The following is a 22,153-nucleotide window of genomic DNA, read 5'->3' on the forward strand; positions in this document are numbered from 1 at the left end:
GATTAACTAGTTTTTAATTTAATCACTTACACGTTATAATAAATGGGGAGTCTGACCAGCTGAAGAAAGTACCCAATTGGTCTACCTCGCTTTATCATCCAAATACTTGGCTCAGCATGACCATTCGCTAGCCCTGACACAGTCAAAGGAGTTTTTACCATGAGAAGAACTGAACGCGAAGTAACTGAATCCGTAACGCTACAACAAATCGTCCAAGATGGCCGCACTTTAAACCTAGCCATCAATGATACCCCAGCCCCTTACGTCGTCCCAGTTAACTACGGTTACGAATACGATGCGGACTACAAACTCCACCTGTACATCCACGGTGCCCCAGCGGGTAAGAAGCGCGACTTGATTGCCGCCAACCCAAACGTTTCGTTTAGCATCGTGGCCAACGCAAAGTTGTTCGTGCCGGAAGACCCACAACAACTCAGCCATTTCAGCACCCTTTACCAAAGTGTCCTAGGAACTGGTACAGCAACGCTGATTGATGATTTAACTGAAAAGGAGCACGCCCTGCGCTTACTGTTAAAGCACGAAACCGGCGAAGATCTCCCGGGTGAAATTAAACAACATGATTTGGAATATGTTGGTGTGATCCGGGTTGATGTTGAGCAATTGACGGGGAAGCAGCATAGAGAATAGAGAGCTAGAGAGCGGAGCAAAACGCTTTGAGAGTGGAGTAAAACGCTTTGAGAGTGGAGTAAAACGCTTTGAGAGTGGAGTAAAACGCTTTGAGAGTGGAGTATAAGGGCACCTAAGTAATACTGGCTGGGCCTTGGTCAGTATTACTTAGGTGCCCTTATATGCAACTCTCAGTTTTGTGGAGCTCATTTCGGCGCAGGCTAATAAGTGCAATAACGTCAACAAGCTTCAAAATAATGCCGATTATTGCCAACTAAAAGCCCAAGTGGCGCCGAAAATAAGTAGTAGCAATGAGCATCGCCAGTAGCACCTTGATCCAGAAAGATGCCCGTTTTTCGAGTGCCACGACAAGCTTTTTCTCACAAAAATCACCCCAAAACAACCAACCCTACAAACAAAAAAAGACAAGTGGTCTACCTCCCACTCGTCTTTTTATTTACCGTATTTTCCTAACTCAATCCAGAAAAATCAACCAAATTCAATTAATCTTCCCGGCGCTTCTTAACACCCAAACCCAACAAACTCATCAATCCCAGCAAAGCCACACCCATCACAGTCGTAGGTGTTTCTGACTCGTTTGTTTGTGGTAACCGTTCAGCCGCAGTTGCCGATTCAGCATTAGCGGTCACAGTTTCACTTGGGGTCCCTGTAACCGTCTGACCGGTCACACCGACTCGAGCTGACGTCCCAGTCTTAACCGCAGTCGCCGCTTGTTTCGTCACCTTAGTCGTTGGTTCTGGGGTAACTTCAGGTTTAGCCGTTGGTTTTTGCCCTGGCTTCTCCGTTGGGATCACAACCGTTGGCTCTGGTTCTGCCGGCGTAGTTGGATCGGTCGTTGGGGTGGTTTCAGGCGTGGTTGGAGTCGTCTCCGGTGTTGTCGGATCAATTGGATTTGTCGGATTCGTTGGATCAGTTGTTGGTCCAGTCGTACCGCCGTCCCCGGTATTTGAAATCGGCCGGATCTTTACCGTAAGCTTAGTACCATTATCTGGCGCTAACGTGTAGTCAATGTTGGTATCTTGACCTGGCACTAATTCATAGCCTTCAGGAACAACGACCGTGTAAGTGCCGTTATCATCAACTTTGCCGTTCAATTGATCTTCCTTCACCACTTGGTTATTGTCTTGGTTGACGTACTCAACCGTCCCACTCGTCGCTTGTGCTTTGACGTTGTAGGTAATGGTCGACTTATCAGCCAATTGATGAATGTTACCTTCTAGCAAATTATCCGGACTATTAAGACTCGCAAATGACGTTGTGTAGGTGTTGTCCTTACCCGTGATAATGGCGTCATACAGCGCTTTTGCCATTTCTGAAGCGGCCGCACTACCTTGTTCTGCGGCGTAATCCGTGGTAACCGTCTCACCCGTGTCAGGGTCAGTCGTCACTAGCACATAGTTACCCACACCAGTCGTTGGATCGTAGGTAATCGTCGTCACGGTGTGGTTAACACTAGTCGTATCGTCCACGATCGTCACACCGGTTAAATCGTATCCCGCTGGAATCTGATTCGTAACGTCGCCATAGGTCGTCTTGTCCTTATCAACTGACACAATGTTGCCATCAGCATCAACTTGAACGGCGTAACTATTGTTCCCCGTTTGTGTTGGTCCCACGACCTTGCCAGTATCCGTTTTAACTTCAGTGGTGTAAGACGTGTTAATCGTCGCATCAGCCGTCACGGTATAAGTGATTGTTGTGCCCGTCGAAATTTGGTTAACGTTCCCGTCGGCCAACAAGGTGTCCTTATTGGCAACCTTGCTAAACGAAGTTGTGTACTGGTTGCCTGAGTTGCTAATGATGCCATCCACGATTGCTTTAGCATTTGCCGAAGCCGCAACACTACCTTGTTCCTGTGCCATGTTCCAAGTACTGTCATTGTCAACCGTTACCACGTTGCCCATCCCGGTTCTTGGGTCGTAGGTCACCATGGTGACAAGACCATTCACGTTCGTCGTATCAACGATCGTGATGCCAGTCAAAGTTTGACCATCTGGAATGGTGTCGGTGATGCTTGGTGTTGCAATATCATCGTCAACCGAAATGATGTTGCCATCCGCATCCGTTTGAACGTGGTAGGTGTTCGTAGCTGATTGTGGTCCTGAAATCGTCTTGCCGTTGGCGTCCTTCACTTCAGTGGTGTATGGCGTTTCGACTGTAACGTTTGGATCGAATAAGACGTAGTTGGTAACCCAATCTGAAACTTGACCACCGACTTTAAGGGTTTCTGGCTGTTGCAAATAACTCGCACGAGCCAAGAAGTCATACCGATCGGCTAAACTATTCGTTGTAATTGCCTTATCGTACGCATTTTGGACAGCTGTACCGGCAACAATAAATTTTGTCCCCCAAAGTGACTTGATGACTGTATTCGGTTCATTAAGCAATGTATCTTGCGCCGCTTGATTGACCGTTGCTAATTGGTCATTCGTTGCGTTGAGACCAACACCCAGTACCTTATTCAAATACTCATCAACTGTATAGGCTGTTTTAACACCATCCACCGTCACATTAACCGTACTGTTAGCATAGTCTACTGACCATCCAGCTTGATCTGGTGTTTTTTCACTAATCGTGCTATTCGTCACTAAAATCTCAGCTATTGGATTCAATTCGTTTTGGGCGTATGAACTTCCAGTACTCCCGCCAAAACCAATTTTATTCCCATCACGGTCAAAATATTGAACTGCATTATTTTGGGTGGCACTATAATTCAACTCATCCGCCGTAGTCGCAGCCACCGCTGTAACCTTCTGCGGCGTCCCAGTAGTCTCATAAGCTACCTTACCAGCCGCTTTAGCTGCATCAACATCCGTAGCCGTTACGTCACCTAAATTAGTGACCATCGTTGATTGGGCAGTCGTTGTGTCTGACTGTTTTGGTGTCGTTGTCGTATCTGATTGATTAGGTGTCGTTGAATCAGCCACCGGCGCAGTTTGTTGGTCGTTTGTTGCCGCTGATCCCTGTTCGTCAGCTTGTGGCGTTGTTGCAGTTTCAGCAACATCGCTACTGTTAGTCGTCGTTGGTGTTTCAACGGTGGTCGTTGATGACGCACTCGTTGCAGTATTGTCTGTCGTTGCCGTGTCGCTCGTCGTCCCTGCCGTCAACGTTGCCTGCTTATCGGTCTTAACCGCATTAACGTTAGCCGATTCAGTCGTTGCCGCATCCGTATCGGTCACATCCGCTGACGCTGACGTGGTTGTCACACCCAGCGTTCCTAGCCCGATACCGACAACGGTAACGCCGGCAACTAACCATTTACGACCCTTCTTATACATCTTAAAATGCGTTTTGGGTTCTCCAAAACTACTCCTATGTTGATTCATAAGCAATCCCCTCCAAGGTATAAAGTTGCTAATTACGGTCTAAAGCACTAGTTCCCCATAGTGGTTTAGAGCATTCCATTACAGCCTTATCATATCATAATCACTCATTATTTAGAATCATGCTACTTTACTTACTAATTACTAGTTTCTTCCTATTAATGGAACGTTATAACATCGGTAATAGATGCCATTATATCAACATTTATTCAAGGTCAAAAAAAAAAATCGGTTATGATTTAAACACAATCACAACCGATTTGGCGACTCTATCTAGGGTGTCTGTTGGACAATCTTCAACCCAAATTTTTAAAACTCGCGGCAGTATTTCAAAACTGTCACAATAATTTCAAATACCGTCGGAACACCTTGTACGCCGCGTTATCCGGCGTTTCAGGGAACATGACGTCCGGTACCTTAGCGGCTGGTACCCAGTGGGCAACACTGAGTTCGGCCGATTTGGTCAGCGGCGTCTTATCGATCACCGCAATAAACCCATGCATCAGCTCACTGTTTGGACCGAACCAGTGGGTGCCAGCATACTGTAAGTGGTCAATATGGACACCAAGTTCTTCTTGAACTTCTCGAACAGCCGCAATTTCGGCCGTTTCACCGGGTTTGATGTACCCGGAGATCAATGACTCGTACTGCTTTGATAGATATGGCATCTTCACCAACGCAACGTCGTGGTACTGATCTGCAACCAGGACCATTACACAACTTGCGAAAATCGGAAACCAGTAACGTTCACAATGGGGACAAAACGGTGTTTCACCATCGTCACCGGCCACCTTGGCAATCAGTTTCGTGCCACAGGTCGGGCAAAATTGATAGGTCATAAACTCACTTCGATTCTGACTAGCGACTTAGTGCCAGCCGTTTCTTTATTCCATTAAAGTATAGGCGATTTGGCCACCAAGTTGTAGCCATAATTTTATCTCGTTCGCTTTGATAAGCAGCAACCGTGATTCTGATGCCAACAATTCCGATTCGGCGATTTAAGCGGACCACTGAGATAATACGCACAAAAAAATCCCGGACCAGTGTGAGGTTCTGGTCCGGGCATCTTAACTTGATGAGAAACTATGTGTTTGTCTATAAGGAGTGTTAACTTAAAGCTATGTGTTAGTAGTGCTGATTATGTGTGGTAACGCTATGTGTGAGTGTGCTATGTGGGGCGCCAATTTAGTTGCCCGATTATGGTTAAAGTACTTATGTGTTTATTTAGCTGCAACTGTTGCTGCTGCAGGTTGTTGCTTGTATTTGCGCATCATTTCGGCCATGTGGACTTCGTGAGTAATGAACTCGTGCGTCCGGCAAACGTAATCGTGTTCGCGACCGATCTTGGCGATGTACCCGTTGATGTAATCGACTTCCGTTGGACGGCCCTTCGAGAAGTCTTGGTACATGGATGGGTAGTGGTATGGGTTAGCAACTCGGCTAACGTAATCAACCGATTCAACTTCGGCCTGACGGGTTTCAACTAAGTGAATACCGGCCCGTTCGCAGGCGTCAAATGATTCGTTCATCAACTGAGTCGCCATGTCTTTAACCCCTGGATACTCAATAAATTGACCCATTTGAATTTCAAACATCGTGCATAATGTATTGACCACGGCGTTGAAGACCACCTTGGACATCAACGTGCCCATGAAGTTGTCAGTCATGATTGGGCCTAAGCCAGCATCCTTGAAGTCATCGAAGATTTGGTGCGTCATCGCATCGTTGGTCTCCGTCTTGTTGCACATGTGCATTTCCCCGATTCGAGGTGCGCCCATGAAATCAACATCGGCTGGTCCGTTAAGTACGGTGGCGATCATCGCCGTCCCGCCAACAATGTGGTTATCTGGGAAGTACTGACTGATTTTATCAATGTGGCCCATGCCGTTCATTGCTGAAAATACATATTGGTGTTCCTTGAATAGCGGTGCGCACCGCTTCAACATGTCAGCTAATTGCATTTGCTTAACGAAGATAATCCAAACGTCCGGATCGCCGGTATAATCTTCAGGATAACTGACATTGATCGGTACCATGTGGCGGTCCTTATGATCACGGGACACGTAAACGCCGCCCTGTTCCTTGATTTTTTCAACGTTGGGTTCCCAAGTATCAACAAAGTCCACTTGATTGCCAGTCCGTTCTTGAACCAATACCCCGTAACGAAGTCCCATTGCACCTGCACCAATTACTGTATATTTTGTCATATGTGTCATCCTTTCGATGTTTGTTACATCAGTTGTTCTATGTGGTGTTACGATATGTTGTTGCTATATGTTGGTACTCATATGTTGACGCTATGTGTGTTCGTGATGCTATCTGTGAAACTATGTGTTGATGCGATATGTGTTAGTAATGCTATAGATGAACCTATGTGTTGAAACGATATGTGTTGGTAATTCTATATGAAACTATGTGTTTACGAAAACGATAAGAAAAAGCGCCCCTAAGCATCTCTGCTTAAGGGCGCTTTCGCACGGTACCACCTTAGTTTCCGACTGCATCACACAATCGGCTCAGTCCGGACGTATTCATCCGGTGGTAAGGTAGTGGTTACCGGCCACGATTCCTATTAATCAAGAATCGGTTGCTCCGCCTTAACTTTAAGCTGAAGGATCGTACGTGTTCTCACCAGCCACGCTCTCTTAACCGATCGCTTCCACCTAATCCTCAAGGTTTCATCGCATCTCATCGTTTTCTAACTATGCTCACATAATACTGGGGATTTTGATTTCTGTCAATGGTTTTGGCAAAATAATTTCAATCTCCGTTTTAGATTATTGCTCACATAGTTGCCACATCAACGTTTATGCGTTCGAAACTTTTTTGCTGTTGCTTGTGTCCAGCGTAAGCATTTTTCTGTTTAGTTTGTGAAGTGAGATTTGCGTAAACGGTCGATTCCGGTAAGCGGCTAGGTTCCTGCTGGTGGGGCCGGTCTGAGCCAAAGAACGGTCTCAGCCCTCGAATCTAAGCCTCGCCAAAACCCGCGCGAGTCTTAGATTCGTCCCCGATAATTGGCGGTTGTCGGAAAGAACGCCAACAACCACCAATTATCGCGACACAGCATCCACCTAGCCGCTTACCTCCATCTCACATTGCGCAGTTCGGCACTATCGCAGAACATCTCAAAACACGTTGAACGGTAATATTGTCTCGTCGAATCAGCATAAACGTGACGTTCAACCGATGAAGTTCAGCATCACTCAATCGGTGATTCATTGTGATTACTGAGCATTGAGCACAATCGTTTTTTGCGGTTGTTTAGTTACCGTTCAACGTTGCCATCACGCAGTTTCGCTAACTTCAGAATGTGACAGTCAGCGGTTCTGGTTACCGACAGCGCACCATGTAGCGGGAGGCGGAGGCACGCGGGGCTCAGCAGTGTCGGTATGACTTAAGCAGTCGTAGTCCGTGGGGTTCGGGCTGCGAGTGCTTTAGTCATACGCGGGTCCGGAGAGATCCCGGCATGGGCGCTTTTTGCCCATTCCTAGCTCGTAGGCCCGCCACTGCGTTCCAGCCTCGCATAGCGCCGGAGCCTCCCGCGGCATCCTCCCACTACAAAAAAACCAGAATTACCGAATTTCACAAACTATACATGCTTACGCTGGACACAAACGACAGCAAAAAAGATCCGATATTCAACAAAGAACACCGAATCTTTCAAAATTACTATTTAAGCGAAGCAATCAGCTTCTGCACAGCCTGTGCTTGGAATTGCGCAGTGGCTTGCTTAGTGACTTTAGCTTGTTCGGCCGATGACATGGTTGGGTTCTTCGTCATGGCAGCAGTAACCTGCTTGGTGACAAAGGCCTTGGCTTCCGCCTTCAGCTTAGCTTGGTAAGTCTTGCTCTTCATTTGCTTGGAGAGCGCTTTTGATTGGGCAACGGTTAACGTGACCCAGTTTTTGTTAACGTAGATGTAGTTCGTCCGCTTCACAAACTTGTGGTTTTCACCAGTCAAGCCGAACCAGAACTTAGCGGCACCACTCTTGTAACGCCAGCGAACCGTCTTAGTGACGATGCGGGTGTTACCAGTCGTGGACTTCAACTTGTTCGTGGTCGTGCTCGTTGCTTGCGTGGTGCTGGTCTTCTTAGCATTTGCGCTAGCTTTATAGATGTAAACCTGTTTGTTGTTCTTCGTCCCAATTGGTTGGTAAAGAATCATTTGAAGTTGCTTGGATGGACTTACGGAATAGACCTGTTTGCTGGTGGTTTCCGTGTATTTTTCCAACCCGTAGTGGTTCTTCCAGTTGTTAACAGCGAAATAACTGGAAACAATCAGACCTAATACGGCGATCAGGGTCAAAATCAAATTAGTGGCTTTGTTATCAATGTAGATGAAGAAAACAAAGGACAGAATGGTAAAGACTGCAATTGCGACTAAGATCATTTGCTTTCACCTCCATCAACTGGATAATCGCTTACTTCCCCACGGTTCTTCATGAAGAAGGCGGTCACGAGTGCCAGTAAACAGAAGAGGGCCGCAACAATAAAGGCTGCGTGGTAGCCAGACAACGTTGCGTTGATTGCAGCGTCCTTGTAAGCCAACGGATCCGTCTTCAACAAGTGCTTAGCTGGCAGATTGTTATTCGTAATGTTTGTCAAAATACTGATTAAAATGGCTGTCCCAACGGAACTAGCAACTTGCCGCTGGGTGTTGTTAACGGCCGTCCCATGCCCAATCAATCGAACAGGTAAAGCGTTCATCCCAACCGTAGTTGTAGGCATCATAGCCATTGAGATCCCTAACATCCGAACAGCATACAAGACAACGATATATGCAGTTGGGGTATCTTTAGTAATGAAGATAAATGGAATCGAGCCAATGGTCAGCAATAACATCCCCATGATCGATAGGCGCTTGGCACCGTAACGGTCAACGGCCCGACCAGTAATTGGGCTCATGATCCCCATCATCAGGGCACCGGCTAACAACGTTAAACCAGAGTGGAAAGCTGACATGCCTTTAACAACTTGTAAGTACAATGGAATAACCATTTCAACCCCAACCATGGCCATGTTAGCAATCGAACTTAAAATTGCTGAGACCATAAATGGCTTTGAGCGGTAAACCTTGAGTTCCAAGAATGGATCGTCCATTTTAAGTTGACGCCAAACGAAGAGCCCCACGACAACGACCCCGACAATTAAGAAACTAATGACCTTGGCACTGCCCCAGCCGTCATCCCCAACAGTCGAGAAGCCGTACAACAGACTCCCGAACCCAATTGTTGATAAGACAACTGATAAGACGTCAATGCCTTCCTTCTTAGTTGGTAAGACGGGTTTCATAAACCAGAAACTAGCAAGAATGACAACTGCGACGATTGGAATGATCATCCCGAATAAGTCACGCCAACTAAAGTTATCAATGACCCACCCTGACAAAGTTGGGCCAATGGCTGGTGCTAACCCGATAACGATCCCGGCAAGCCCCATGGCAGATCCACGCCGTTCTGGCGGGAAAATTGATAACATGATCGTTTGTAGCAATGGCATGGTTACCCCAACGCCAACTGCTTGGATCAAACGACCCGTTAATAAGATACCGAAGTTTGGTGCGATATATGCGACTACTGTTCCGGCAAAGAAAATAACCATTGCAATAATGTATAACCACTTTGTATTAAACCGCGTGCTTAACCAAGCACTAATTGGGATCATAATCCCATTAACTAACATAAACCCAGTAGTCAACCATTGAACGGTCGCTGTTGATACATTGAACGCGTCCATGATGGTTGGAAATGCTGTGGCCAAGATCGTTTGATTTAAAACCGTACAAAAAGTTCCGACTAACAGAATGACGATCATCATCATTCGGCTGTACGGTTTCCCATTCATATCAACCGCTTTGTTCACTTAAGTCAACCTTCTTTTATTTAAATTTCGTTTTTCGTTCCTTTTAAACGACTGTTGACTATAATAATAACTTTTAAGGAATTTGTCAACAATCTTGACAATATTATTTAATAATATATACTAGTTGTTGTTAAATCTGCCATTGTTATGAACAATCCTAACAATCAAGAACCCGTTAACGCCGGGAATGAAAGCTATTACAAAATTTTCAAAATTTGAACGAACTTTTAGAAAACTTTTCAGAAAAGAGGATTTAAGTTGAGTAGTGAATTTCACGATGAATTAGCGTTTATGAGTCGTAACGTTGAATGGCACTTAGGTATCGGTGATGTCGCCACGGCAACCGGAGTTTCACAGAGTCAACTACGATACTGGGAGCAAAAAGGTTACATCACAAGCGCTAAGGAAAACGGCCAAAATCGAAAATATACGTACGCCACTCTAATCAAAGTCTTTGTCATCAAGCGCCATATGGAACAAGGATTCACCCTCGCAGCGGCGGCTAAGAAAGCCGATCAGCGCAAAGAAGCCATTGACGTCATCAAGCACGCCATTGTTGACCGATTCCAAGGGATTGATCAAATTGATGGTTATCCCGCCGTTAATCTGGGTTACCTTAACGAAAATCAAAATGAAGTTTTATATGCTGTAGTTAAGGAAGATCATACGGATTTAAAGTTGATTCCGAGAGATAAATAAATTTAGTGATATTAAAAACGCACCCGCCGTAATTTGGTGGGTGCGTTTTTTGTTGTGTCTGTGTCGTTGGGCTTGTTTTGTGTTGGCTGTTTGTCGTCGCTTCGCTTGTCAAAGCCGTATGCCGTGCTTTCTGGCTACTGTGCCGAATGGTGCTACGCAAGACTGAGAGCTATGCGTAAGTCAACTCCGGTAAAACCGCCAGACCCAGGCGCTTTCACCGGAGTCGACTTACACTACGCTCTCAACCCGTCTTGCTCCGCACACTATCTTGAAATCACAATATTCCCATCATCAGCACTCAATTGGTAAGTCTTCTCTGCGTTCATACTACCGTAGTTACCAGTATCCTTACCATACAAGGTTACATGACCATCCGAAGCATTGGCCGTAATACCCACGTGCTTACTTGGTTCGATCTGACCGTTGATGTGACCATCTTCCGCCCGAACCTGCATGGTCTTCAAAATGTTTTGTTGATCGAAGTCCACGTTCGCATCGCTAGATTGGATAGTTAAGTTCCGCCAAGTATTTTGACGTAAGGTCAGATCACCGTCTCTGGTAGTCAATTGACTGTTTTGGGCATCGAAGCGGCTGTTTTCAATCAAAATATTGTTATCGCCAGAATCGATATCTAGACTCTTAGCGCCAACGTCATTGAGGTTGATTGAGCCATACACGCCGTCTTTAACGTAAATCGTGCCACTAACACCAACGTGTGATAGTGTCAGGTCCTCACTCGTGTTCACGTTCAGTTCCTTAGTTGATACGTTTTGAACCGTTGTGTTTGAATCGCTTCCCAGCGTAATGCTCTTCAACTTAGTTTTTGCCGGAACCGTCACTTCGACGATTGGCTGTTGATTGGAATCAAAATCTTGAGAACCGAAGATGAAGCCTGAGCTACCGTTACCGGTTATCGTCAACTTACCTTGGTGGTTCGTCATGCTAACGTGACTACTCTTACTAGCGTGAAGGCGAACCTTGGTTTCAGTCGTATCGCCCTGTTGAATCACAACGGGCCCCATGCCACTACCGTTAACATCAATTTCCGACACATCTTGATAGTTCACACTTTTCGATACCCGAGCATCGACTTTAAAGCCGTCATCCCAGTAAACTGACTTCAAGCCGCCATTACCGAGTCCGATTGAAAACAGTACCCCACCGATGACCAGCAGGATCACCCCAAAAATAAACGTCTTTTTCATTGATTGTCCCGCCTCTCTTCTGCTTGTTCCGCCCGGTTTTTCCGGCTTAGTTTACTGTATAACCAACGACTGAACATTAAGGTGACACGAATCATCCACCGAATCAGCCAGTTAATAATGGGTAAACCAATCAAAAAGGCCCCAATAACGGCAATCCCGCCACCGATGTAGAGTAATCCGGTGTTAAATGCCGTGCCTAAGATGCCAATGCCGACAGCTAAGGCCGCCCCGCCACCAAGTAAAATGCCGACTAAGGCCGCAATGATCGCAAAAATCACCGCACCACCGGCAACAACCCCCGCAAACAGGACCGCTAATACTGCGATGGCAATCGGAATCGTCAATGGAGTTGAGAGGATGGCCAACACAATCAACCAAATCGTCCGAACTTGAGACTGGGATTCTCGAACTCGACTCCGAATCGATTTCTTACCGCTTCCCGGTGCATTGAGTAACCGAATTGAATAGTCGGCTAACACCTTACGCGCCAACTGCCTCGGCGTTCCTAATTCCTTGACTGCTTCCTCATAGGTAATAAAGTCGCCGTCTTGTAGGTACTCCGAGTAAAAATCAACAACTTCTGCGAGTTCCGTCTCATTCAGCTGATTCAGATAACTCTTAAACTCCGCAATATACTTATCCATGATTGTTTTCATCCCCCAACATTGAATCGATTCCAGTTTTAAACTCGGTCCAGTCGCCCCGAATTGTTGCCAAATGCAATTTACCATCCGCCGTTATCTGGTAATAACGCCGGTTACGTCCCTGATACGGCTCGTCATACGTCGTGAGCCACCCATTCTTCTTCAACCGTCGCAGTACCGGATACATTGTTGACTCCGACACTTTAATTGCCTGCTGAACCCGCTGCGTCAACGCGTAGCCGTAGTAATCTTGATTCGACAAGATCGCTAACACGCAACCGTCCAGTAATTCTGAACTCACTTGAATTGCCACGTTATCACCCCTTACAATATTATACGTCGTATAATATGATTTCAAATACATCTTACTTGATTGGGTGGTGGGCGTCAAGCTTTTTGGAGAGGATTTTTTTAGTGTGGATTAAAAATCACTCTAAACCGTTACTAGATGTGCAATAGGCGCCACTACCTAACTTAGTTGTTGGGTGGTGGCGCCTGTTTTTTGATGAATAATTATGGTGTTAGGTCACTAAGTTGCGCATAAGGGCCGCCCACCACAAACCCCAAAAACCAGGGGTTACGCTATTCCATGGACTTACTGGCGACGCTCATTGCTATTACGTTTGTTTCGGTGCTTTGGGGAACTGTGCTTTACAGATAATCGATTCTATTGTGAAGTTTGACTGCGTGTGTTCTTTTAGGCCACCATGCCGAAATGCACTCCGAAAAGCAGAGAGTTGCACGTAAGGCCCGCCCACCACAAACCCCAAAAACCGGGGTTTACTCTATTTCACAGACTTTCTGGCGACGCTCATTGCTATTACGTTTGTTTCGGCGTTTTGGGGAACTGTGCTTTCCGGATAATCGGTTCTACTGTGAAGTTTGGCTGCGGTTATTTTTTAGGCTACCACGCCGAAACGCGCAAAGAAAAACAGGGAGTTGCACGTAAGGGCGTCCCAAGGATACTGGCCAAAAACCGGCCAGTATCCTTGGGACGCCCTTACGCGCCACTCCCTAAACGTTTTTCTTTGCGCTCTAATTCTTAAACGAATGAATCGGTGCCGGAATCCTGCCACCGCGATCAATAAACTGCTTTGGCGAGTTCGCATTCACCGGCATGATTGGGGCGGTCCCAAACAGACCGCCGAAATCGACTTGTTCACCGACGCCCTTGCCCGTTGCTGGAATTACCCGAACCGCCGTGGTCTTGTTGTTGATCACGCCGATTGCGGCTTCATCCGCGATCATACCGCTAATGGTTTCCGCGGTCGTATCACCTGGAATGGCGATCATATCAAGTCCCACGGAACAAACCGCCGTCATGGCTTCCAACTTTTCGATGTTCAAGCGTCCCGCTGTCACTGCGCGAATCATTTCAGCGTCTTCCGAAACCGGAATGAAGGCCCCCGATAAACCACCAACGTGTTCGCAGGCCATGACGCCGCCCTTTTTCACGGCATCATTCAACAACGCCAATGCTGCCGTAGTTCCTGGGGCACCGACACTTTCGAGGCCGATTTCTTCTAGAATTTCAGCAACTGAATCACCTTCATTTGGCGTTGGTGCTAACGAGAGATCCACAATGCCAAACGGCACGTTTAAGCGCTCTGCCGCCACGTTACCGACTAACTGGCCCATTCGAGTAACCTTGAAGGCCGTCTTCTTGATGGTTTCTGACACCACGTCGATCGACTGGCCTTTAACTTGTTCCAACGCGCGCTTCACAACACCGGGACCACTGATTCCTACGTTGATGACCCGATCCGCTTCACCAACGCCGTGGAAGGCGCCGGCCATGAACGGGTTATCCTCAACTGCATTTGCGAAAATGACTAGGCTCATGCAGTTGACTGGGTCGATTGCCGCGATGTCTTTGACGACCCGCCCCATCTGGGCCACGGCGTCCATGTTGATACCGGACCGGGTTGACCCAACGTTAACTGAACTGCAGACCCGCTGCGTCGCGTTCAACGCTTCGGGAATCGATTCGATCAACTTACGGTCGCCGGATTGGTAACCTTTTTGAACCAAAGCGGTAAATCCACCAATTAAATCAACGCCCAAGGTTTCTGCGGCCCGTTCCATCGTTTCTGCATACGCCACATAGTTATCATCATGACTAGCCGCCGCAATCAAGGCGATTGGCGTTACCGAAATCCGTTTGTTGACGATTGGAATACCGTATTCGGACTGAATTTCATTGGCAACTTTGACCAAGTCCTTGGCGCTCGTCGTAATCTTATCGTAGATTTTTTGACGCGCCTTTTCGCCATCACTATCGATACAGTCAAACAGGGAGATCCCCATCGTGATCGTCCGGATGTCGAGGCGTTCTTCCGAAATCATCTGAATTGTTTCAAGAATTTGTCTGGTTTCCATCAGTGACCTCCTACAACTTCTGAATGGCGTCAAATAACTCTTGGCGCTGGATGCGAATATCAAGACCCAGCGTTTCGCCCTGTTCAGTCAGTGCCTGCTTCACCGTTTCAAAGTTCGTTGACTGTTCGTCCCATTCACCCATCAAAATCATCGTAAAACTGCCGTGCATCAAAGTCTGTGAGATATCGATAATGTTGACACTGAGCTTTGCGAGTTGGTTAGAAACTGCCGCAACGATACCAACTTTGTCCTGTCCAATAACGGTAATGATTGCTTTCATGGTATTATTCCCATCCTTCCAAATGTCTGGTGCCGAGGTGCTTATCTATTATCATATGGGAAAGTAGCGCTTTCGGCAATGGCATTTTAATTATTTTCTAATTTAAAAGGCATTCGTCATCATACTGATAAAAGCCACCACAGTTCGGCCATCAACTCGATAATTAATAAAAAAAGCCACGATAAATCCCCGTTAACGAGCACTCATCGTGGTATTTTTCATTTCTAAATTTAATTCTTAGTTCGTGTGTGCCACCAATTCATCGTAAATTGTTGTCAGCCCGCTCTCTAAGTCTTCAACTGACATGACCAACGGTGGTAATAACCGTAACGTGTTACCAACGGCGGATAGGGTCAAGATGCCCTTTGCCTGTAACGCCGTGATGATGTCATTAACCTGTAAGTCATCCGTCAGATGAATCCCAATCATCAACCCGCGACCACTCACGCTAGTCACAACCGGCAACGCTTCAAACTTCGCTAACGTTTGACCGATCTTAAAGGCCTTCGTGCGAACCTGTTCCAAGAATTCTGGCGTTAGCTGTTTCAACACGGCCTGAGCCGAAGCCATCGTTAACGGGTTCCCCGCAAAGGTCGAGCCGTGAGTGCCGGGACCAAATGCCTTGCCAAGTTTCGACTTGCCAATCATTGCACCAACGGGCAGACCATTGGCTAAGCCCTTAGCGGAAGTGACGATGTCAGGATCTAGGCCGACGCCTTCATAAGCAAATTTAAACCCAGTTCGACCAATTCCAGTTTGCACTTCATCAATAATGAATAGCGTATCAGTGGCCTGACACTTCGCCTGGACGTCGCGTAACCAGTCTGGGTCACCAACAATGACGCCACCTTCACCCTGAATGACTTCCAGAATAACGGCTGCTAAATCAGGGGTAATCGCGTCTAATGAGGCCGGGTCATTGTAATCTGCGAAGCTAATATCGGGAACCAGTGGCGCAAACCCCTCTTGGATGTGGGCGTTACCGGTCATCGACATCGACCCGTAAGTCCGTCCGTGGAAGGAGTGGTTAAATGATAGCACCTTGGTCTTACCGGTAGCTTTCCGCGCTAATTTCAACGCAGCTTCGTTGGCTTCAGTCCCGGAATTGGCAAAGAACACCAGCTTATCTTCCTTCCCAACTAGTAACTCAGCCACAGCTTCTTGGAGGTGGTTTTCGTACAGGTTAGAGATGTGCCAGATTTTGCCTAGTTGGTCAGTGACTGCCGCTTGAATCTCAGCATTTTGATACCCTAAATTACAAACACCGATGCCTGACGTAAAGTCAAGGTAGTTCTTCCCTTGATCATCGGTAATGGTGACACCAGTTGCGGTTACCGGTTCAAACGGGAACCGGGCGTAGGTTGGAAATACATGGTCCATTGTCATTAATCGATTGCCTCCTGTAAAAGTGTGGTGCCTGGGTGGGTCAACTGGTCGGTAATGCGCACCGCTTGAACCCCCGCGTGAACGGCCTTAACCGCTGCTGAGAGTTTCGGTTGCATGCCCGCCGTAATCACGTTTTCTTCAATTAACTGGGTCACATCTTGTGGCACCAATTGACTGATCACGTGACCGTTCTTCAACACGCCAGGAACATCCGTTAATAGGTAAAGTTGGTTGGCTTTTAATAACCGGGCAACGTCGGCTGCCGCTGTGTCAGCGTTGACGTTGAGCCAGTCACCACTGGCTGTCAGTGCTAGGGGTGCTAGAACCCCAATTTGATCAGCTAACAGTCTCGACAGCGCTAATTCATTAACGCTTGAAATGCTACCAACGAAGCCGTACTGTTGTTGATCGACAAACTTGCCGACCAATAGTTTCTGATCCGCCGCATTTAACCCCACCGCTGCTAACCCAGCCTGCGATAAGCGAGTCAGCAGTTCTGGTTGAGAATCGCCCAGCAACACCATTTTGGATAGCGCTAACGTTGCGTCGTCAGTCACTCGAATTCCGTTTTGCTTCTTCGTTGGAATGTCGAGTTGATCGGCTAGCTTGGAAATCTGAGGCCCGCCACCGTGGATCAGGAGGACCTTCTTGCCCGCTTGGCGCCAGTCGCGTAACTGTTCAAAAAATTCCGCAGTTAATTGATGAATGGCGTTGCCGCCGATTTTGACGATGATCAGATTCATAGGTCGTGCTTCCCTTCTTTAAGTGTGATAGCTCGCGTTAATTTTCACGTAGTTATAAGTTAAATCGCAACCCCAAGCTTGGCCGGTCGCATTCCCACTGTTGAGGGCAACGTCGATGGTCACTTGGTTTTCTTTCATGGCATCAACTGCCGTATCAAGATCAAACGGCACTGCCAAACTGTCCCGTACCATCAAGATGCCGTTCAGGGTAATTGACACGTGGTCGATGTCCACGTGGGCATCCGTTGCACCAATCGTGGAGATGATTCGACCCCAGTTAGGGTCTTGACCGAAGATGGCGGCCTTAACTAAGTTGGAGCCAACGATTGCTTTAGCCACTTGTTGGCCTTCTTGGTCGTTGAAGGCGCCCGAAACGTTACATTCAACAAGCTTAGTTGCGCCTTCGCCATCGGCAGCGATTTGCTTGGCCAGTTCACCTAAAACCACGTGTAAGGCTTCGGCAAATGCCGCGTAATCGGCATCCGTTGTTGACGTTAATTCGGCATTTTTCGCTAACCCGTTGGCCATCACGACGACCATGTCGTTCGTCGATGTATCACCATCAACTGTAATTTGATTGAAGGTGGTATCAACGCCGGTGCTTAACGTGTGTTGTAGTAACTCACCATCAATCGCCGCGTCCGTGGTTACAAAGCCCAGCATCGTGGCCATCTTGGGGTGAATCATACCGGAACCCTTACAGAATCCCGCAATCGTCACCGTCTGACCACCAAGTTCCACCTGAACGCAGGCTTTCTTGGCATGGGTGTCAGTCGTCAAAACCGCTTGGGTTACGCCATCATCGGTTGCGGGCTGTAATTGGGCGATGCCCGCTTTGATTTTGTCCATTGGTAGCGGTGCGCCAATCAAACCGGTTGAAGCGACCCCTACTAAGTCTGGTGAGATGCCTAACTTTTCGCCTAATAGTTGTTGTTCGGTTTGGGCATCCTGTTCCCCCTGCACCCCGGTACAAGAATTCGCAATCGCACTGTTCATAACCACCGCTTGGAGGTGATGGTTTTGGTTAATGGTATCTTTAGTTAACTTCGTTGGGGCTGCTTGAAACTGGTTGGTGGTATAAGTCCCGGCAGCCGTTGCGGGGACTTCTGAGAAGAGGTAACCGAAGTCCTTCTTATCAACGGTTCCTAGGCCAATCTCGATGCCGTCGTTATAAAAGCCGGCTGGCCATTGAAAGTCAATTGTTGTCACTGTCATAAACAACGCTCCTTTTCTAAGCAAAGACTGGCAACGTTGGTAGGCCAGTGGTTTCGTTAAAGTTAAATAGGTGGTTAAAGTTTTGAACTGCTTGTCCAGCAGCCCCTTTGATCAGGTTATCGATCACGCTGATCACCATTACCGTGTGGGTCACGGGGTTGTAAACTATGCCCAGATCACAGTTATTGGTGCCAACGACTTGCTTCAGGCTTGGCGTTTCGCCATCCATCACGTGAACGAATGGGTGATCCGCATAAACGGTATTGAACGCCGCCATCAAGGATTCCTGAGTCACACCCGGCTTAACCTTGGCGTAGATGCTAGCCATCAGCCCGGTCGTGAGCGGGAGTAGCGTGGTGCTAAACTGAATGGCATTCACTTGATCGTTCCACTGATGCAGTTGTTGAACAACTTCTGGAATGTGCTTGTGCTTATTAAGTTGGTATAACTGCAAGTTGTCGTTTTCTTCGGTGAAATGTGTCAGTTGACTGAGGGATTTACCAGCTCCTGACGTCCCAGACTTGGCATCCACAATAATGCTATCTGGATCGATCAAATCCTGTTGCACCATTGGCGCTAATCCGAGCAGCGTTGCCGTTGCGTAACACCCCGGGTTCGCAATGTAGTTCGTTTTCTCAGCGTAAAAGTCGGCAAGGCTATAAGTGGCCTGCGCTAAATCAGCCGCATCCGCAGCTGGCTTGTGATACCACTTCTCGTAGGTGGCTGGATCTGGTAACCGGTAGTCGCCAGATAAATCGATCACTGGGAACTTCGCCTTGATAAATGGCCCGGCTAACTGACTGCTGACGCCGGACGATGTCGCAAAGAACACCACATCGTTATCCGCCATGATTTTTTCCGGATCAAACGCTTGAAGTGGCACGTGTTGGCCGTGGTAACCGGCAATGAGCTCGTCGAGATAGCGGACATCCCCGTTTTCTCCTTCATTTGTATGTCCGTATAAGTTAATCTGAGTAACTTGTGGGTGGTTAACCAGCAAACTGTATAACACCGTGCCGCTGTAACCCGTAACCCCAACTATCGCAACGTTCATTGACTCACCTCATTTTATATTAATTCGCTTATTTGTATGTTCCTTACTATATTCTCATAAAGATTAAAACGCAATCATTATTTCTAAAAACAGCAATTTTCTTTAATTTTATGTATAAACTACACTAAAATACAGTGAATATACATAATAAAGCGAATAATTACACGAAAATGGTTAACGAATTCAACAAACTTCCATACATAATATGATGAATATATGTATAAGAAACCATTTTTCCTTAATAGATGAATATTGCGCACTTCCAGCGCTAGCCTCCGCCATCATCAGCAAAATATTCCATTCTAGTTTAATTTTGAATCGTTCAGTGATTAACGAAGAATAATCTGCTATAATTGCCGTAAATATAAAATAATAATTGGACTGATAAAATTATGAATATAGAACGATTTATTAAAGCGCGTAAAGCCCTTGGTTTGTCACAGGCCGAACTTTGCGATGGCATTTGTACCCAAGCGACCCTCAGTAAATTTGAAAACTCTGGTAAGGCGCCCGCAATCCGAATTCTGACTCAACTTTGCGCGCGTCTTAGCCTAACCCTGGACGATGTCTTTCCGGTCAACCCACCTGCTCAATCAGAAGCAAGTGAGTTGCTCGACCAGGCCGAATTTAAGTTGATCACTAGTGAATACGATAGCGCCAGCGCCGACCTTGAGAAAGTTAACTTCACCGACCTCACCGCTAACGGCCAGATGCAGTACTACTTTGTCAAAGGCTACCTCACAGCGCTACGTGAGGAACCGATTGCGGATGCGCTCTACTACTTCAACTTAATTTTGAACGACTTAGACGACAACCACAGCACCATTTTCACCAACCTCGCTTATACCGGGAGCGGCATCGCCTACAGTCACAACCACGAAAACCAAAAGAGCGAGTTCTTCTTCCAAAAGGTTTTCGATGACCTGCACAACCTACCACTTAATAGTAATAAATCCATCTGGCGGGCCCTCAACATGGTCTTCTACACGGCCGAATACTTCGCCCACGTCAACGACTTCAAGACCAGCGACCCACTTCTGGCCTACGGTTACGACATCTGTGCCAACAACCACGTCACCTACTACGCCGCTCGGATTCGTTTCCGTCAGGCGCAAAATGCGATTGCGCTCAATAAGCCAACCACTGACGTTATTGAATTACTGAATGATGCCAAGACCTTTGCGAAGCTTAACGATAACCAGTTATTGCTGGAACGGATAAAGGAAACGCAAGCTACCATTTAACGCAAAAGACATGCCGTGTTTGGCATGTCTTTTTTTGTTGTCGTTTGTGTCCAGCGATAGTGTGCGAAGTTTGTGAAATTCGGCTTCGTTGGCGCGTTAATCATGGGTGATATTGTGGGCACAACCGGTCGGTCAGAAAATTTGGGCTGGAACGCCGTGGGCACGATTCTGAGCCGGAAAAACACGTCTCAGAATTCGGCCTTTCACTAAGCTGGAAGTTCACCAGCTAAGTGAAATTTCACGGCTGAGCCCAATTTTCTGACCGACCTCTTGTTTGCGGGTTTTCGGCATCGATTACCGCACTCTCGAAAATTTATCATGAAGGGCCAAACTGTCGCACGCTGACAATTGCAAGCATCTCAGCAAGTGTTGAATGACAACGTAACGACATCGAGTCAGCAGTACGCTCAAGCGAGTTGAGTCAATGTTCAGGATAGACTTGTTCATCACGGAAATGACGACTACTGAACGACTGTGCTGTTTACCGAGTTAACATCAATCGCTGTCATACTGTAGCATGACGTTCAGTTAAGCACTTGAGATGGTCTACAATAGCACCGAATTGCGCCAATGTATGATGGAGGTCAGCGGCTAGGTGGATGCTGTGTCGCGATGATTGGCGAGGCTTGAATTCGAGGCCTGAGACCGCTCTTAGGCTCAGGCCGGCCCCACAGCAGGAACCTAGCCGCTGACCGGAATCGACATTCCAAGCAAATCACTGCACTTCACAAACCAAACACAAGCGTAAGCAAAAAGGAACTCACCGCAAACGATGAGTTCCTTTTGGTTAATAATCACTAATCCGCAACAGCCGATTTAGCAATCTGATACACCGTTCCGGCCTGCTGACCAGTCACGGTTGCAACTTGTTTCTTATTCTGTTGATTCTGCCAACTAATTTGATTAGCTGGGGTAGCTTGCGTTGTCGAATACACGGTAACGGCACCCTTTGCCACTGATTGGGTCGTGATGTCATTTTGTTTCAATTGTTTATTCACCTGTGACGCCAGTGTGGTAGGTTCGGTATGTAACAATTGGGTCGTATCCGTCACCGCTGTCACGGACCAGTTACCTTTTTGCCAAGTGACATAGACGTGCCCCATGACCCCTTGTTCTTTGGCAGTCGTGCCGTCGGTCAACTTAACTGTTTCACCACTGTGATCTTGGGTGGCAACCTGCTTCGCCGCTTTCGACTGAGTGGCAGTTGTTTTTTGTTGATAAGTTGCCGTGGTGGCTGATTGCCCAGCCGTTTGATAGGTAACTTTTGCATTGCTTGCAGTCCCAGAAACTTGATCAACTGCCGCAGTTTGGGTGCTTGTCTTCACTTGATTGGGCACCGACAATTGAGCGGTCGTTGGCGTTGCATCACCATGGATTTTCGTAAGTGGACTATTCACTAACACTGTCGCAACTAATCCGGTTGCCAATAGCCCACCAAGTAACCATAATCGTTTCTTATTCATTTTCTTCAC

The 22,153-nt window shown here is 47.1% G+C and carries 18 protein-coding genes; 3 read left to right on the plus strand and 15 right to left on the minus strand.

What is annotated here, in order from left to right; translation table 11 throughout:
- Positions 1–159: 159 nt before the first annotated feature.
- The gene (locus ACYVR3_RS01305; RefSeq protein ID WP_461242803.1) at positions 160–648 is read left to right on the plus strand and encodes a pyridoxamine 5'-phosphate oxidase family protein; all 489 of its coding nucleotides are present in this window, start codon (positions 160–162) and stop codon (positions 646–648) included.
- Between the two features lie 482 nt (positions 649–1,130).
- On the opposite strand, the gene ACYVR3_RS01310 is transcribed toward ACYVR3_RS01305, so the two are convergent.
- The 5 genes from ACYVR3_RS01310 to ACYVR3_RS01330 form a co-directional block, all read right to left on the minus strand.
- Positions 1,131–3,974 carry a KxYKxGKxW signal peptide domain-containing protein gene (locus ACYVR3_RS01310; protein ID WP_461242804.1) on the minus strand — a complete coding sequence of 948 codons (2,844 nt, stop codon included), beginning with the start codon at positions 3,972–3,974 and terminating at the stop codon, positions 1,131–1,133.
- Positions 3,975–4,309: 335 nt separating this feature from the next.
- On the minus strand, positions 4,310–4,810 hold the full coding sequence (locus ACYVR3_RS01315) for an NUDIX domain-containing protein (RefSeq protein WP_461242805.1): 501 nt from the start codon (positions 4,808–4,810) through the stop codon (positions 4,310–4,312).
- Positions 4,811–5,191: 381 nt separating this feature from the next.
- Positions 5,192–6,178, minus strand: a complete 987-nt coding sequence (locus ACYVR3_RS01320) for a ketopantoate reductase family protein (RefSeq protein WP_268873250.1) — start codon at positions 6,176–6,178, stop codon at positions 5,192–5,194.
- 1,462 nt (positions 6,179–7,640) lie between these two features.
- Complete coding sequence (locus tag ACYVR3_RS01325; protein ID WP_461242806.1) at positions 7,641–8,360, minus strand: DUF4811 domain-containing protein; 720 nt, start codon at positions 8,358–8,360, stop codon at positions 7,641–7,643.
- On the minus strand, positions 8,357–9,832 hold the full coding sequence (locus ACYVR3_RS01330) for an MDR family MFS transporter (RefSeq protein ID WP_461242807.1): 1,476 nt from the start codon (positions 9,830–9,832) through the stop codon (positions 8,357–8,359). The genes ACYVR3_RS01325 and ACYVR3_RS01330 overlap by 4 nt, the downstream gene beginning before the upstream one ends.
- A gap of 258 nt (positions 9,833–10,090) precedes the next feature.
- Between ACYVR3_RS01330 and ACYVR3_RS01335 the strand changes: the two genes are divergently transcribed.
- Positions 10,091–10,531 carry a MerR family transcriptional regulator gene (locus ACYVR3_RS01335; protein WP_461242808.1) on the plus strand — a complete coding sequence of 147 codons (441 nt, stop codon included), beginning with the start codon at positions 10,091–10,093 and terminating at the stop codon, positions 10,529–10,531.
- Between the two features lie 263 nt (positions 10,532–10,794).
- On the opposite strand, the gene ACYVR3_RS01340 is transcribed toward ACYVR3_RS01335, so the two are convergent.
- The 9 genes from ACYVR3_RS01340 to argC form a co-directional block, all read right to left on the minus strand.
- Positions 10,795–11,736, minus strand: a complete 942-nt coding sequence (locus tag ACYVR3_RS01340) for a DUF4097 family beta strand repeat-containing protein (protein WP_461242809.1) — start codon at positions 11,734–11,736, stop codon at positions 10,795–10,797.
- On the minus strand, positions 11,733–12,380 hold the full coding sequence (locus ACYVR3_RS01345) for a DUF1700 domain-containing protein (protein ID WP_461242810.1): 648 nt from the start codon (positions 12,378–12,380) through the stop codon (positions 11,733–11,735). Before ACYVR3_RS01345 ends, ACYVR3_RS01340 begins: the two co-directional genes overlap by 4 nt.
- Positions 12,373–12,693: a PadR family transcriptional regulator gene (locus ACYVR3_RS01350; protein WP_054737280.1), complete on the minus strand. Its 321-nt coding sequence runs from the start codon at positions 12,691–12,693 to the stop codon at positions 12,373–12,375. The genes ACYVR3_RS01345 and ACYVR3_RS01350 overlap by 8 nt, the downstream gene beginning before the upstream one ends.
- A gap of 722 nt (positions 12,694–13,415) precedes the next feature.
- Positions 13,416–14,759, minus strand: a complete 1,344-nt coding sequence (locus ACYVR3_RS01355; protein ID WP_461242811.1) for a DUF711 family protein — start codon at positions 14,757–14,759, stop codon at positions 13,416–13,418.
- 10 nt (positions 14,760–14,769) lie between these two features.
- The gene (locus tag ACYVR3_RS01360) at positions 14,770–15,039 is read right to left on the minus strand and encodes an ACT domain-containing protein (protein WP_461242812.1); all 270 of its coding nucleotides are present in this window, start codon (positions 15,037–15,039) and stop codon (positions 14,770–14,772) included.
- Between the two features lie 237 nt (positions 15,040–15,276).
- Positions 15,277–16,425 carry an acetylornithine transaminase gene (locus tag ACYVR3_RS01365; RefSeq protein WP_461242813.1) on the minus strand — a complete coding sequence of 383 codons (1,149 nt, stop codon included), beginning with the start codon at positions 16,423–16,425 and terminating at the stop codon, positions 15,277–15,279.
- Positions 16,425–17,168 (minus strand): acetylglutamate kinase, encoded by a 744-nt coding sequence (gene argB / locus ACYVR3_RS01370; RefSeq protein WP_461242814.1) that lies wholly within the window; start codon positions 17,166–17,168, stop codon positions 16,425–16,427. The genes ACYVR3_RS01365 and argB overlap by 1 nt, the downstream gene beginning before the upstream one ends.
- A gap of 18 nt (positions 17,169–17,186) precedes the next feature.
- Positions 17,187–18,383: a bifunctional glutamate N-acetyltransferase/amino-acid acetyltransferase ArgJ gene (gene argJ, locus ACYVR3_RS01375; protein WP_461242815.1), complete on the minus strand. Its 1,197-nt coding sequence runs from the start codon at positions 18,381–18,383 to the stop codon at positions 17,187–17,189.
- 16 nt (positions 18,384–18,399) lie between these two features.
- Entirely contained in the window at positions 18,400–19,437 is a 1,038-nt protein-coding gene (argC, locus tag ACYVR3_RS01380) for an N-acetyl-gamma-glutamyl-phosphate reductase (RefSeq protein ID WP_461242816.1), read from the minus strand.
- Between the two features lie 392 nt (positions 19,438–19,829).
- Between argC and ACYVR3_RS01385 the strand changes: the two genes are divergently transcribed.
- Positions 19,830–20,681 carry a helix-turn-helix domain-containing protein gene (locus ACYVR3_RS01385; RefSeq protein ID WP_461242817.1) on the plus strand — a complete coding sequence of 284 codons (852 nt, stop codon included), beginning with the start codon at positions 19,830–19,832 and terminating at the stop codon, positions 20,679–20,681.
- A 797-nt stretch (positions 20,682–21,478) separates the two neighbouring features.
- Here ACYVR3_RS01385 and ACYVR3_RS01390 read toward each other — a convergent pair.
- The gene (locus tag ACYVR3_RS01390) at positions 21,479–22,144 is read right to left on the minus strand and encodes a hypothetical protein (RefSeq protein ID WP_461242818.1); all 666 of its coding nucleotides are present in this window, start codon (positions 22,142–22,144) and stop codon (positions 21,479–21,481) included.
- Positions 22,145–22,153: the final 9 nt, after the last annotated feature.

This window comes from Secundilactobacillus muriivasis (genome assembly GCF_054785195.1).

Excerpts from the sequence above, each read along its gene's own strand:
- ACYVR3_RS01305 (WP_461242803.1), top strand. The coding sequence starts at position 160 with ATGAGAAGAACTGAACGCGAAGTAACTGAATCCGTAACGCTACAACAA.
- ACYVR3_RS01310 (WP_461242804.1), bottom strand. The coding sequence starts at position 3,974 with ATGAATCAACATAGGAGTAGTTTTGGAGAACCCAAAACGCATTTTAAG.
- ACYVR3_RS01315 (WP_461242805.1), bottom strand. The coding sequence starts at position 4,810 with ATGACCTATCAATTTTGCCCGACCTGTGGCACGAAACTGATTGCCAAG.
- ACYVR3_RS01320 (WP_268873250.1), bottom strand. The coding sequence starts at position 6,178 with ATGACAAAATATACAGTAATTGGTGCAGGTGCAATGGGACTTCGTTAC.
- ACYVR3_RS01325 (WP_461242806.1), bottom strand. The coding sequence starts at position 8,360 with ATGATCTTAGTCGCAATTGCAGTCTTTACCATTCTGTCCTTTGTTTTC.
- ACYVR3_RS01340 (WP_461242809.1), bottom strand. The coding sequence starts at position 11,736 with ATGAAAAAGACGTTTATTTTTGGGGTGATCCTGCTGGTCATCGGTGGG.
- ACYVR3_RS01345 (WP_461242810.1), bottom strand. The coding sequence starts at position 12,380 with ATGGATAAGTATATTGCGGAGTTTAAGAGTTATCTGAATCAGCTGAAT.
- ACYVR3_RS01355 (WP_461242811.1), bottom strand. The coding sequence starts at position 14,759 with ATGGAAACCAGACAAATTCTTGAAACAATTCAGATGATTTCGGAAGAA.
- ACYVR3_RS01360 (WP_461242812.1), bottom strand. The coding sequence starts at position 15,039 with ATGAAAGCAATCATTACCGTTATTGGACAGGACAAAGTTGGTATCGTT.
- ACYVR3_RS01365 (WP_461242813.1), bottom strand. The coding sequence starts at position 16,425 with ATGACAATGGACCATGTATTTCCAACCTACGCCCGGTTCCCGTTTGAA.
- argB (WP_461242814.1), bottom strand. The coding sequence starts at position 17,168 with ATGAATCTGATCATCGTCAAAATCGGCGGCAACGCCATTCATCAATTA.
- argJ (WP_461242815.1), bottom strand. The coding sequence starts at position 18,383 with ATGACAGTGACAACAATTGACTTTCAATGGCCAGCCGGCTTTTATAAC.
- argC (WP_461242816.1), bottom strand. The coding sequence starts at position 19,437 with ATGAACGTTGCGATAGTTGGGGTTACGGGTTACAGCGGCACGGTGTTA.
- ACYVR3_RS01385 (WP_461242817.1), top strand. The coding sequence starts at position 19,830 with ATGAATATAGAACGATTTATTAAAGCGCGTAAAGCCCTTGGTTTGTCA.
- ACYVR3_RS01390 (WP_461242818.1), bottom strand. The coding sequence starts at position 22,144 with ATGAATAAGAAACGATTATGGTTACTTGGTGGGCTATTGGCAACCGGA.